Origin of the sequence: Rhizobium sp. FY34 (assembly GCF_005222845.1) — a bacterium.
GTDB lineage: Bacteria > Pseudomonadota > Alphaproteobacteria > Rhizobiales > Rhizobiaceae > Neorhizobium.
In genome coordinates, this window is record NZ_STFZ01000001.1 from 159491 (window position 1) to 172316 (window position 12826).

A 12826-nucleotide genomic window follows, 5' to 3' on the forward strand; every position below is an offset into this window, starting at 1 on the left:
TCATGGGTATGTTTATGCCGTAAGGTGTTTGGCGTCGGCGCTGCTCACCAGGGTGGCAGGTCCGGCGCGAAGCGTTGCCTGAGATAGGTGGCAAGTGCCTGCTTCTCTTGCGGTGTGAACTCTTGGGCGAAGGAGGGCATATCGCGCAGGTCAAGCCCGTCCGGTGCCGTGAGACCCTCATCGAGAACGGTCATCAAGGCATCGGCTACCGGGGCGCGAAGGACTGCCGACCTGGAAAGCGGTGTGCGCGCCGCTGTTACAAGGCCTTCGATGGCCGGTTCGTGGCAGACGCCACAGGCGCTCTCATAGATCCGGCTTGCCTGTCCGGGGAGAGGATTACCCGCCGCAACCGGGATAGGTGCTGGCTGCTGAGGCGCAGGCTCGATGCGCGACGCAAGATAAGTTGCCATGGCACGAATATCGGCATCGGGCAGGGCGGTCAGGCTTGCCGCGACCTCTGCCATGGGGCCGGATGCACTGGCGGGAGCGGCATGGCCATATCGCAGATAGCCAAACAGGGTATCCGCGTTCCAGCCGCGGGCGCCGGCTTCCGCCCCTTCCAGGGCCGGGGCGTACCAGCCTTTGATCATAGCGCCTGTCATGCCCGGCCGTTCGGCGCCGGCCGCATTGCGTGGCGCGTGACAGGCCGAACAGTGCCCGGCGGCTTCCACCAGATAGCGCCCCCGGTTCCAGGCCTCGCTTTGCGACGGCATGGCTTCAACGGGCTTTGCGTCGTGATAGAGCAGGTTCCAGGCGGCAAGCGCCGGGCGAAGGTTGACAGGCGCCAGCATCCGGGCGTGCGGCGTTTCCTGCTGCACCGGCTCCAGCGTTTGCAGATGGGCGTATAGCGCCAGCATGTCTTCGCTGCTGATTTTCGCGAAGGATGTATAGGGAAAGGCCGGATAGAGATTGTGGCCATCGCGGCTGATGCCATGGCGCATGGCGCGCTCGAAGGCTTCAAAACTCCACTGTCCAAGCCCGGTCTCAGGGTCAGAGGTCAGATTTGTCGAATAGACGGTGCCGAATGGCGTCTCAATTGCCCGTCCGCCGGCATTGGCAAGCCCGCCCTCAGAAGTGTGACAGCTGGCGCAATTGCCCAGCGCAAAAACCTGGCGACCCCGCTCAAGTGTTGCTTGCGAAAACGTGCCGGCTGCCGGTGCCGCAGAGGGCGGAATGCTGCGATGGATCGGCAGTGACACAGCTCCCAGCGTCAGCGCCCCGCTTAGCATGGTGCCGAGCGCGAGCGCCTTGGCGCGCCAGGCGCGACTAAGACGCGGGCTTTCATTCGCGGTCAGTGCCAGTATCTGCGGCACCTGCCCTGCGCCAAGCGCTGCGCGCATCTTCTCCGGCGTAAACGGCACCTCGCGCATGCGCACGCCAGTTGCATCGAAAATCGCATTGGCAATGGCCGCAGCACTGGGCACGGCAGCGCTTTCGCCAACACCCAGCGGTTGATCGCCCGGCCGCTCGATCAGCATGGTCTCGATATCGGGAACGGCCGGAAAGGTCTGGATCGGATAGGCAGCCCAGCTTTGCGGGGTCGGCGCGATCTCGTTGAAACGGAGGTCTTCCATCAGCACGCGGCTGGCCGTCTGGATGGCATTGCCATGGATCTGCTGGCGCACGCCATCCGGATTGATGACGAGGCCCTGATCCTGGCCGATGAAGATGCGCGACAGCGTCACCTCGCCGGTTTCGGTATCCACGGCCACATCCACCACCCAGGCGGCGGAGGCTGCCGCGGTTCCCGGAAACGTGCCGTGGACGTAGGTTGCAAAGGCAAAGCCCTGGCCAAAGGCCATGCGGCCTTCGCGGCGCAGGCGCGGTCCTGTATGCGCCTGCCAGCCTGCCTGCTCTGCCGTTTTTCGTACAAGCTCTGCCTCGCGCGGATCATCAAGATGACGCAGGCGAAAGGCAACCGGATCTTCGCCGGCCTCATAGGCCATTTCGTCGATGAAGCTTTCATGGGCAAAGGTGTTGGGCAGGGCCGAGACGCCGCGCATCCAGGCGGCCCGCACGATTGGCGCCATGTCATGCACAGTGATGCGTTTGTGCGGAACCCGGTAGGGCGGAATGATCGTCCGGTCGCCCATGTCGGATACGCGCGGCTCGGGGCTGACCCGGCCGGTCAGAAGCAGCGCCAGATTGGGGCCGCGATTGGACGGGTACCATGTGTCGATGGCATAGGCATGCAGGGCGCCGCCTTTCAGCCCGCCCTCGACTTCCATCAATTGCGCGGCACCCTTCGGCTCCCAGAGATGTTCCTGGGCGCGTGTCAACTGCACCCGAACCGGACGGCCGGTCGCCCGCGACAGCAGCAGCGCATCGCCGCACACATCATCGGCGCAATTTCGGCCATAGCAGCCTGCCGCCTGATAGCGGCGGATCTCGATATCCGTCGGCGCAATATCGGCAAGAACCGCCAGATCGCCGCGCAGCATATGCGGGTTCTGCGTGCCCGACCAGACGATCGGCGTTCCGCCGTTCCAGTCTGCGACGGCGCAGGAGGGGCCGATCGAGCCATGTTCATGATAGGGCCAGATATAGGTTCGCTGGCGCGCCACCTCGCACTGGGTGATGGCGCGGCTGAAGTCACCGGACCGATCAAGGCTGCGTGGCGTCGACGGGTGATCCTTCAGCGTCTGGCGCAGATCCGCCATGTCGGGGATTTCGGGCGGCATATGCCACTGGGTCGGCAAGGCTTCGGCAATCGCGTGAGCCTGGTCGGCACGTTCCGCCACCACGCCGAGGAAATCTCCTTGGGCGACGACCGCGATGAAACCGGGCATGTGCCGCACCGCTGCCTCGTCATAGCCGATAAGGCTCTGGCCGACAAAGGCGCCGCTATCGCGCCCGGCATAGGGGGGGCGAATGACATGGCCATGCAGCATGCCGGCTATATCCACATCGTGAATATAGCTGTGCTCGCCGCGCAGCTTGGCGGGAAGATCCCGCCGACCGGTCTTCTGGCCGATGATGCGGTAGCTTGACGGGTCCTTGACGGGTGTCGAGCGGTCAAGGCGCAGACGGATCTCGCCTTCTGCCAGGAGGTCTGTATAGGGCAGCGACCGCTCAAGCCAGGTCGCGCAACCGTTCTCCGTCACGATGCCGTCGGCTGGCGCGTTCAGCCGACGCGCGGTCTCGGCAATCAGGTAAAGTCGCGCCTGCGCTGCCGCCAGTCGCAGCGGAATGGCGGCAATCTGCATGGTTTCCGAGGCAATCGTCGGTCCCTGGTCTGGCGTCAGTGCGGTATCGCCCAGCACGATGCGGACGTCAGCGAGGGCCAGATCCAGTTCCTCGGCCACAACCTGCGCCAAGGCGGTTTCGATGCCGGTTCCGAGATCGACATGGCCGTTATAGCCGGTAGCCGATCCCTGGCCGTCGAGCCTCAGGAAAATGGCGGGGCCGGAGGCAAGCTCGTCATAGATGATGAGGCTGCCGGTGGGCGGGGACATGGTCACGCCTGCGCCTCCCGCATCAGTTCGGCTGCACGCTCTACCGAGGCGATGATTTCCAGATGCGTGCCGCAGCGACAGAGATTATGCCGCAGAGCCTGGCGGATTTCATCACGGCTGGGGGAAGGGTTGCTGGCCAGAAATGCAGAGGCCGTCATCACCATGCCGTTCAGGCAGTAGCCGCATTGCGCGCCTTCGCATTCGAGAAACCCCTGCTGTACGGCCGAAAGCTTTCCTGTTTGGGGATCTGCAAGCCCTTCCAGCGTGGTGATCTGGCAGTTTTCGGCGCGCTTGGCCCGCAGCATGCAGGCGCGTGCCGGTTGCCCGTCGATCAAAACGGTGCAGGCGCCGCATTGTCCCTTGCCGCAGCCATATTTGGTGGCCTTCAAGCCCAGTTCGTCGCGCAGCACATCCATAAGTGTGCGATTGCCCGGCGATGGTAGAAGGCGCGCCGACCCGTTCACGGTCAGCTCGATCGTGTTCGTCATGGTTCCCTCTGGGCTTCTTTTTTTGACCCTTGTCAGGAATTCAGCAGAAATATTGTTTGTATGCAAATGATTTTGCGTGGGTGTCTGCACATTTTTGCGCAATCAACGGGCAGGAATTGATTTTGCAGGATTTTTGAGCAGTCACCATTGTGGTGGGCTCTTGCCCTCCCGTGGCGATTATCGCCTTGACGCGCGGCAAGCCTATGTTGCAGTTCGGTATGATGCTGAAAACGCTGGGCGTGCCGATGACCGATCAAAATGAGAGCTATATCCTGGACGATCAGGTCGGCTTCCTGCTGCGCCTTGCCTATCAGCGGCACATCGCGCTGTTCATGGAGCAGATGACCGGCGGTTTGACGCCGCCGCAATTTTCCACGCTCTACAGGTTGCGCGAGGCCGTCGAACCGATCTCTCAAAATGCGCTTGGCCGTCTGGTCGGCATGGATGCTGCAACGACAAAGGGTGTGGTTGCCCGTCTTCTGTCGCGTGATCTCATCCGTGTCGAGAAAGATGGCGGGGACCGCAGGCGCTACACGCTGTTCATCACCGATGCCGGCCGGCAGTTGCTTGATGCGGTGATGGCGGATGTGAAGGGTATCAGTGAAGCAACGCTTGAGCCGCTTGCTCCGCAGGAGAGAGCGCAGTTTCTGGCGCTGCTGAAACGTCTGATATAAATTATTCAACTGTATAAAACAGGCGGAATCAAATGGTTCCTTGGTGTGGTGTTGAGAGTGGGGCGGGATTTGAGCGAGCGTGAGGCCAAGGGGGAGTTGAAAGCAAAGGCGAGGGGGCGTGCTGTGGGTCGCCCGTCGCGGAATGACGGGGCCGGTGCCGGCCCGGACCTGCGGGATGGCATTCTCGATCATGCCGAACTTGTCTTCGCCGAGGCCGGTTTTGCCGGCGCCAACCTGCGTGAGATCGCCGCGCGTGCCGGCGTCAATCAGGGTCTGATCCGCTATTATTTTGGCTCCAAGGCCGATTTGTTCGACGAATGCTTCCGTCGGCGTGGCGGGGTTCTGGCCGGCCACCGGCATGTCAATCTCGACCGCCTGCTGGAAATGAGTGATGCGCCGAGCGTTGAAGATATTGTCTATGCCTATCTGAAGCCGCAATGGGACATGAAATATTCAAGCCCGAATGGCGCGGCCTTCGTGGCGATGCAGGCGCGCCTGCATGCGGAGCCGGAAGAGCATGCGCTGCGCCTGCGCCGCGAGGTCTATGATGCCTCGGTCAAGCGCTATATCGCCACCCTGGCTTTGGTTTTGCCGCAGATTCCTAAGGATATCATCAGTGTGCGCATGGCCTTTCTCGTCGGTGCCTATCTGTTCATGCTGAACGATCTGGGCCGTATCGGCGACCTGACGGAGGGGCATCTGACGAGCTTTGGCAAGGATGAAATGCTCGACCAGTTGGTGCGCTTTCTGTCAGCCGGTTTGCGTGCGCCTTTGTGACTTTGCACAAAAATAGCGCGGGCCTAAAAATTGCGCTTGTAATTATTCATATGAATAAATAACCTCAGCTCATCGCAGGAAAAACACTGGCTCCCGCGGCCGGTGCTGAGGAGATGATGATGGCCAAGGGATACAATGTTCGCGCCAATGGCATCCGCCATCACCTCCTGCATTTTCAAGGTGAAGGCCCGGTTCTGCTGCTGGTTCCCGGTATTACCTCGCCGGCCATAACCTGGGGATTTGTCGCCGAGCGCCTGAGTGCGGCCTATGATGTGCATGTGCTCGACGTGCGCGGTCGTGGTCTGAGTGAGGCGGGTGATCTTGATTATTCGCTCGATGCCATGGCCGCCGATGTGGTGGCACTGGCTGGGGTTGCCGGGCTCGGCAAGCCGATAGTGCTTGGCCATTCCATGGGTGCGCGCACCGCCATTCGCGCTGCGCGGCTGTCACCGGCCCGCTTTTCCGGTCTCATTCTGGTCGATCCGCCGGTGTCGGGTCCCGGCAGGCGCGCCTATCCCTCCGCCTGGAACTGGTATGAGGATTCCATCCTGATGGCGCAAGCCGGCTGTTCGGGTGCCGATATGCGCCGCTTCTGTCCGACCTGGACCGATGAGCAGGTCGCGCTGCGTGCCGAATGGCTGCATACCTGCCAGCTTGATGCGATCCGCACCGCATTCGACGGTTTCCACACCGACGACATCCATGCCGACCTTGCAGAGCTTTCGCTGCCGCTGCGGCTTGTCGTGGCAGGTGGTGCGCCTGTGATCGGCGCCGATGACATTGCCGAGATACAGGCGCTGGCGCCCTCCATCGAAACCCGCATCGTCGAAAAAGCCGGACACATGATCCCCTGGGACGACCTGGAGGGTTTCCTGTCCGCAACACTCGATTTTCGTGCCTGAAACAGCAGGACCACTGAAGAGGATACCGATTATGGACCACGCAAGCTTTACGGAAATCTGCCTGCACCAGTTGAAAATGTCCGGTGTGCGCAATGGCGAACGGTTGATCGTGCTGACCCAGGGCAATGATCGCCTGGATTATGCCGATGCCTTCATGGCAGCCGGACAGCGTCTTGGCGCCAGCATGTACCACATGCGCCTGCCGGCCCCGCTTCCCGTCGGCGGCTGGAATGTCGGCGTCACGGGTCTCGCCGCCATGCCCGATGCGGTCGAGGCGCTGAAGGCCTGCGACATGCTGATCGACTGCATCTTCCTGCTGTTTTCGCCCGAGCAGATGGCAATCCAGGCGGCTGGTACGCGCATCCTGACCGCTGTGGAGCCACCGGAACTGCTGGCCCGCATGCTGCCGACCAAGGAAATCCGCGAAAAAGTGGAGATTGCCGGCGAAATGCTCGCCAAGGCCAAGGTCATGCGCATCACCTCGCCGCATGGCACGGATGTGACCTACAAGCTCAACACCTATCCGACGGTGACCGAATATGCCTGCACCGACGAGGCTGGCCGCTGGGATCATTGGCCGTCCGGCTTCGTCTTTACCGGTGGCGATGACGATGGCGTCGATGGCCAGATCGTCGTAGGTGTGGGCGATATCCTGCTGCCTCAGAACATCTATGTGCGCGAGCCGATCATCTACACGATCGAAAAGGGCTGGGTCACCGACATCCGCGGCGGGCTGGATGCGGAACTGGTGAAATCCTATATGGGCGCCTTTAACGACCCACGCGGCATGGGCATGAGCCATGTTGGCTGGGGCATGAACCCGCATGCCAAATGGCACAATCTTGTTCCTGGCGCTTTCCCTGGTGGCATGGGCATGGAGCCGCGCAGCTTCTACGGCAATGTCATGTTCTCCACCGGCCCGAACAATGAGCTCGGCGGCCCAAATGATACGGCCTGCCATCTCGACATTCCCATGCGCGGTTGCTCGCTGTTTCTCGATGACGAGCCGGTGGTGATCGACGGCGATATCGTTGTGAAAGACATCCAGATGGCGCGTGCCTGACCGGCCTTTCCTTCAAACGCGGGAGAAACCCATGTCGCAACAGGACGTCTATCAGGCTGCGGGCTTCGGTCAGCCTGTGCCACGCGGAACACGCCCGGCGATTGTCGTGGTGGATTTCAGCTATGGTTTTACCGATACGATCTATCCGACCGCCGCTGACATGCGCGATGCGATAGAAGCAACCCGCCGGTTGACGGATCTCGCCCGCGCCAAGGGCTTGCCGGTGATCTATACGACGATCGCCTATCATCCGGGGGAGGTCTCGAAGCTTGCTTGGCTGCGCAAGGCGGGCGGCATGGCGGCCCTTCTGGAAGGCAGCCGGCTCGTGGAGATCGATGCGGCGACCGGTATCCAGCCCGGCGATCCGATCATCGCCAAGAAAGGAGCATCTGCCTTCCACGGGACTGGCCTTGCTGCCCTTCTGACCGGTGCCGGTGTCGATACGCTGATCGTCACCGGAGCCACGACATCCGGCTGCGTGCGGGCATCGGTGGTGGATGCCGTGCAATCCGGCTTCCATGTCCTGGTGCCTGCCGACTGTTGTGCAGACCGGGCAAAGGCGCCTCATGACGCCAATCTTTATGACATGCATCAGAAATATGCTGACGTTACGGACGCAGCAGATGTTGAAGCATGGCTGACGTCCGTCTGATGTTGCAGTGCCGCGCCTGACGGAAAGGTGCGCGCAACACCATGCTAGAGGGCCGGTCTGAATGTCGAACGGTAATGCCACCGGGCCGGTTCACCTCGACTCTCCTGAGTAATTTCAGCTTCGGCTGTTCGCTAACTCAAACCACTGGAGACATGTATGACTGAAGCATCCCTTTCCGCACTGGTTCCCGATCGGGAGATTCTCGAAGATACAATTCGCTCGACTTATGACTTCATCGTGTGCGGCGGCGGCTCTGCTGGCTGCGTCGTCGCGCGAAGACTGGCCGAAAACCCTGAGGTCAGCGTGTTGCTGCTTGAAGCCGGTGGCAGCGACCGGGTTCCATCCATTATCGACTCGACACAGTGGATGTGGAACATCGGCACGGAGCGGGACTGGGGTTACAAGGCGCAACCCTCACCAACTGTCAATGGTCGTACCCCCCTGCTGCCAATGGGAAAAGTCCTTGGCGGCGGCTCTTCCGTCAACGGCTCCGTTTGGGCGCGCGGCCACAAGCATGATTTCGATTTTTGGGCCAAGGAAGCAGGCGACGACGGATGGAATTATGAGTCCGTGCTTGGCATTTACCGGCGGATTGAGAAATGGAACGGAACACCCGATGCGCACCGTCGCGGTTCAGACGGTATTTTGAACATTCTTCAGCCGGAAGATCCGATCCCGCTTGTCGAGGGCCTGATCAAGGGTGCGGAAGCCATCGGGATACCATTTGTTGATGACATCAATGGTGCAGCGATGGAAGGTGAGGGCGGTTGCGGCCTGCCAAACGTTCTTGTGCAGGATGGCAACCAGCGCGTTTCAATGGCTGCGACCTACATTCATCCCTTCATGGGGAGGCCCAATCTGCACATCTTGCTCTGTGCAGAAATCGTTGGCCTGAAATTTTCCGGAAAGCGAGCGACCGGTGTGACCTTCGTTCGGCGTGGCCGGACCTATACCGTGGGAGCCGACAAGGAAATCATTTTGTCGATGGGCGCAATCAATACGCCCAAACTGTTGATGTTGTCTGGCATTGGCGATCAGAAGGAGTTGAAGCGTCACGGTATCGACGTGCGGCAGCATTTGCCCGGTGTTGGAAAGAATTTCCAGGACCATATCCTGCTGGCGGGTTGTTGCTGGGAATATATTACGCCGGAGCCTCCGCGCAACAATGCGGCAGAATTCGTTTTCATCGCCAAGTCAGATTCCAGTCTGCCGACGCCGGATCTGATGCCGGTTCTGGAAGAAACGCCGTTTGGCAGCGAAGTGACCGCCAAACAATATGACCTGCCGGTTGGGCCGGCTTCGGCCTGGACGCTGGCGCCAGGCCTTGCCCGACCCGACAGCCGTGGTGAAATCCTGCTCAATAGCAGCAATCCGCTGGATGCGCCGCTGATTTTCGCCAATTTCCTCAGCGCGGAAAGCGACATGAAGGCCATGCTGCGCTGCGTGGAGATGTGTCGCGAAATTGGTAACTCCGATTTCTGCGCCCCGTATCGCCTGCGCGAATGCATGCCCGGCGACCTGAAGGGTGCGGACATGGAAAACTTCATCCGCAATGCTGCGGGCACATATTTCCATGAAAGCTGCTCGGCCAAGATGGGGCGCGATGAGATGTCCGTCGTTGATGGCAGCCTGAAGGTTTACGGCATTGATGGTCTGCGCATTGCCGACGCCTCAATCATGCCAGCGATTTCCACCGGAAACACCATGGCTCCGACGGTGATCATTGGCGAGCGGGCAGGCGAAATTCTCAAGGCAGCTTATGCAATCTGAACGGGTTCAATCACAATAAACAGGGGAACCGACATGACGATTTCAATAACCGCTCCAACAGTTTCCGCACACACCGACGCCTTTCTCAAGCGCAAGCACAAGCTCTACATTGACGGTGAATGGGTTGATGGCGTTTCAGGCGAGATGATCGATGTGATCGATCCGGCCACCGGCAAGGTCATCAGCCAGTCAACGGCGGGTGTTGCCGCCGATGTTGACAAGGCTGTCACGGCCGCTCGCGCAGCCTTTGAGACAGGCCCATGGTCTAAAATGACGGGCCTTCAGCGCGGAAAGCTGATCAGCAAACTTGCCTGCCGCCTTGAAGAACTTGCCGATGAATTGGCCGAGATCGAAGCGATCGATTGCGGCAAGCCCGTGACTTACGCCAAATATGTCGATGTTGGTTTGAGCGCCAATATCTATCATTACATGGCTGGCTGGGCGAGCAAGGTTTCCGGCGAGACCGTTTCACTGGCCAATCCGGGCGAATATCATGCCTTCACCATGCGCGAGCCCGTGGGGGTTGTCGCTGCAATCACGCCGTGGAATTTTCCCCTCGTGCTCACAGCCTATAAGCTTGCGCCGCTTCTTGCGGTCGGCTGCACCGCCATTCTCAAACCATCGGAGCTGACACCGCTTTCAACACTTCGCTTTGTCGAGATCCTGGAAGAGGTTGGCTTTCCGCCGGGTGTTGTCAATGTCATCACCGGCTATGGCGTGCCAGCCGGTGCTGCTCTGGTCGAACACGACGGCGTTGACAAGGTCGCCTTCACCGGATCGGTGGAGACCGGCCGCAGGATTGCGGCGGCAGCAACCGGCAATCTCAAGCGGGTGACGCTGGAACTCGGCGGCAAATCGCCCATGATCGTATTCCCGGATGCCGATCTTGATCGCGCCATTCCGGGTCTCGCCAGCGCCATCTTCTTCCATCAGGGCCAGGTCTGCACGGCTGGAACCCGCCTTTATGTTCACAAATCCATACACGACAAGGTAGTTGAAGGGATTGCCGCTGAAAGCAGAAAACTGAAGATTGGCCACGGGTTGAACCTAGATACCACAATGGGGCCACTTATCTCGTCTGCTCAACTGCAAAAAGTGATGGGCTTTCTGGACCAGGGCAAGGCCGAAGGTGCCGAAACCGTTATCGGCGGCGGGCGTGTCGGTGACACGGGCTTCTTCATGGAGCCGACCATCCTGGCCAACACCAAAGACACGATGTCCGTTGTGCGCGAGGAAATCTTTGGTCCTGTACTCTGCGCACAGGCTTACGACGATGACGATCTGGATGTGATCGCTGCCAAAGCCAACGATACGATCTTTGGTTTGGCAGCCTCGGTGTGGACCCGTGACATTTCCGTTGCGCACAAGATGGCGCGGCGCATCAAGGCAGGAAGCGTGTGGATCAACGCGCATAACTTCTATGATCCGGCGCTGCCCTTCGGCGGCTTTAAACAGTCTGGCTGGGGTCGTGAGGAAGGTTCGGAGGCGATCCGCACCTTTACAGAGGTCAAGTCCATCTGCGCCGTTCTTTGAGCAGATTAATTTTCACAAGGCCAGAGTGATTTAACAAACTCTGACCTGTCAGTGAATGTAGTTACTGCTCGAATATATAAGAAATCGAGCAATGCATTTGAAATTACATGTTTCGCATCTCTTGTTCACAAACAGAAAAAGGGGAACTAAAATGCATGAAACAATGAAGGTATTCACGGAGCAAGTCACAACAAACCAGTTCCTGGTGGCGTTTTTCTACATATTTGCGACCATTGGTGTCTTGCTGGGAACCATCAGCATCGTCCTGATCGACGGATCAATGGTCAAGGCCAAGAGTCTGATTACAACCGTCACGCAGAAGGTGCTGAGTGCATTCATCAGCAGCATGGCGTTCATGGTTGTGGGGTATGCCATCTGGAACCTGCAATATTATCAGGCCTTAAGTGTACCGGATGCCCTGAAGGCAGCGATTGGCGACTGGTCCCTCTGGGGCATGGCGCTTACGCATTATTCACAGAATATTGACACAGCAGTGGTTGCCGAGGGCGATACATTCCAGATCTTCAGCATCTTCTTCTTCTGCTTTGCCGGACTCACCGCCGCGCTCATCCATGGCGCAGGTCTTGAACGTCTGAAGGCAAGCGCCAGTTACCTCACGTCTGCCTTCGTCGGTGCCTTCGTCGTGCCTGTTGCAGCCTATCTCACCTATGGCTCCGCCAGCTTTTTGACGAACATGGGCCTGCACGATTTTGTCGGTGCCTATTGCCTCTATATGGTCGTTGGCGTGTGGTCTGTCGTCCTTGCCTGGCGGCTGGGGCCGCGGCTGACGATCCCGACAAAGCCCGAAAATTTTTCGATGCTGACCTTCGGGATACTTCTTCTTCTGGTCGCCATCCCGATGTTTGTCGTCGGCTGTGGTTTTCTGGTGCCCGGTGTTGGTTATTTCGGCCCCACAATGGCAACTTCTGGCCTTGGCATCGTCTTCACCAATGTCTTCATGTCATTCGGCGGAGGTGCACTTGCTGGTGGTATCCTCGCCTATCGCACAGGCAAGCCATCCTACATTCTTTTCGGGCCCATAGCTGGCTACGTGGCCTGTTCCGCTCTGTTCGACATCGTCATGCCGTGGCAAGCTTTTCTGCTCTCACTCTTTGGACCGTTTATCCTCAAGGGTGGCGAAATGGTCATGGCCGTCCTGAAAATTGACGAGCCAAAGGTGGCACCGCTCGCCCTCGGTCCTTCGATTTTCAGTGTACTGGCAGCCGGTATCGTTGGTAGTGGCGTACAGCAGGGTGGTTTCTTTGGCATTAAGGAAGGTGCATATGCATTCCAACACGCAACGGTATCGCTTGGCCCGCAAATTCTGGGGATCGTGGTGATTGTTGTGGGAACGGGGGTGTCGGCGTTGATCGTAACCCTTCTGATCGAAAGGACATTGGGGCTTCGCGTTCCGGCAGCCCTTGAAATGGCAGGTCTCGATACCGCTGTCTTTGGACAGACCGGCATAGCCGATCCGGTAGATACAGTCCGAAATCTCGCCGGATAGACAGC

At 59.4% G+C, this 12826-nt stretch carries 10 protein-coding genes; 8 read left to right on the top strand and 2 right to left on the bottom strand.

All coding sequences use genetic code 11. From position 1 onward, the window contains the following. Positions 1-44: 44 nt before the first annotated feature. Positions 45-3455 carry a molybdopterin cofactor-binding domain-containing protein gene (locus E8M77_RS00680; RefSeq protein WP_137128752.1) on the bottom strand — a complete coding sequence of 1137 codons (3411 nt, stop codon included), beginning with the start codon at positions 3453-3455 and terminating at the stop codon, positions 45-47. A gap of 2 nt (positions 3456-3457) precedes the next feature. After that, positions 3458-3943 carry a (2Fe-2S)-binding protein gene (locus E8M77_RS00685; RefSeq protein WP_137128679.1) on the bottom strand — a complete coding sequence of 162 codons (486 nt, stop codon included), beginning with the start codon at positions 3941-3943 and terminating at the stop codon, positions 3458-3460. Positions 3944-4146: 203 nt separating this feature from the next. Here E8M77_RS00685 and E8M77_RS00690 point away from each other — a divergent pair, with 203 nt between their 5' ends. From E8M77_RS00690 to E8M77_RS00725, 8 genes are all read left to right on the top strand, one after another. After that, positions 4147-4617 carry a MarR family transcriptional regulator gene (locus tag E8M77_RS00690; protein WP_246659073.1) on the top strand — a complete coding sequence of 157 codons (471 nt, stop codon included), beginning with the start codon at positions 4147-4149 and terminating at the stop codon, positions 4615-4617. A 69-nt stretch (positions 4618-4686) separates the two neighbouring features. Beyond that, positions 4687-5394, top strand: a complete 708-nt coding sequence (locus E8M77_RS00695; RefSeq protein ID WP_246659074.1) for a TetR/AcrR family transcriptional regulator — start codon at positions 4687-4689, stop codon at positions 5392-5394. Between the two features lie 119 nt (positions 5395-5513). Beyond that, complete coding sequence (locus E8M77_RS00700; protein ID WP_281408164.1) at positions 5514-6296, top strand: alpha/beta hydrolase; 783 nt, start codon at positions 5514-5516, stop codon at positions 6294-6296. A 31-nt stretch (positions 6297-6327) separates the two neighbouring features. Continuing rightward, positions 6328-7359: a leucyl aminopeptidase gene (locus E8M77_RS00705; RefSeq protein ID WP_137128682.1), complete on the top strand. Its 1032-nt coding sequence runs from the start codon at positions 6328-6330 to the stop codon at positions 7357-7359. Positions 7360-7390: 31 nt separating this feature from the next. Further along, entirely contained in the window at positions 7391-8011 is a 621-nt protein-coding gene (locus E8M77_RS00710; RefSeq protein WP_137128683.1) for an isochorismatase family protein, read from the top strand. A gap of 156 nt (positions 8012-8167) precedes the next feature. Continuing rightward, positions 8168-9781: a GMC family oxidoreductase N-terminal domain-containing protein gene (locus tag E8M77_RS00715; protein ID WP_137128684.1), complete on the top strand. Its 1614-nt coding sequence runs from the start codon at positions 8168-8170 to the stop codon at positions 9779-9781. Between the two features lie 33 nt (positions 9782-9814). Next, complete coding sequence (locus E8M77_RS00720; RefSeq protein ID WP_137128685.1) at positions 9815-11314, top strand: aldehyde dehydrogenase family protein; 1500 nt, start codon at positions 9815-9817, stop codon at positions 11312-11314. 151 nt (positions 11315-11465) lie between these two features. After that, positions 11466-12821, top strand: a complete 1356-nt coding sequence (locus E8M77_RS00725; RefSeq protein ID WP_170975692.1) for an ammonium transporter — start codon at positions 11466-11468, stop codon at positions 12819-12821. The last annotated feature ends 5 nt before the right edge of the window (positions 12822-12826 follow it).

Excerpts from the sequence above, each read along its gene's own strand:
- E8M77_RS00680 (WP_137128752.1), bottom strand. The coding sequence starts at position 3,455 with ATGTCCCCGCCCACCGGCAGCCTCATCATCTATGACGAGCTTGCCTCC.
- E8M77_RS00685 (WP_137128679.1), bottom strand. The coding sequence starts at position 3,943 with ATGACGAACACGATCGAGCTGACCGTGAACGGGTCGGCGCGCCTTCTA.
- E8M77_RS00690 (WP_246659073.1), top strand. The coding sequence starts at position 4,147 with ATGTTGCAGTTCGGTATGATGCTGAAAACGCTGGGCGTGCCGATGACC.
- E8M77_RS00700 (WP_281408164.1), top strand. The coding sequence starts at position 5,514 with ATGGCCAAGGGATACAATGTTCGCGCCAATGGCATCCGCCATCACCTC.
- E8M77_RS00705 (WP_137128682.1), top strand. The coding sequence starts at position 6,328 with ATGGACCACGCAAGCTTTACGGAAATCTGCCTGCACCAGTTGAAAATG.
- E8M77_RS00710 (WP_137128683.1), top strand. The coding sequence starts at position 7,391 with ATGTCGCAACAGGACGTCTATCAGGCTGCGGGCTTCGGTCAGCCTGTG.
- E8M77_RS00715 (WP_137128684.1), top strand. The coding sequence starts at position 8,168 with ATGACTGAAGCATCCCTTTCCGCACTGGTTCCCGATCGGGAGATTCTC.
- E8M77_RS00720 (WP_137128685.1), top strand. The coding sequence starts at position 9,815 with ATGACGATTTCAATAACCGCTCCAACAGTTTCCGCACACACCGACGCC.
- E8M77_RS00725 (WP_170975692.1), top strand. The coding sequence starts at position 11,466 with ATGCATGAAACAATGAAGGTATTCACGGAGCAAGTCACAACAAACCAG.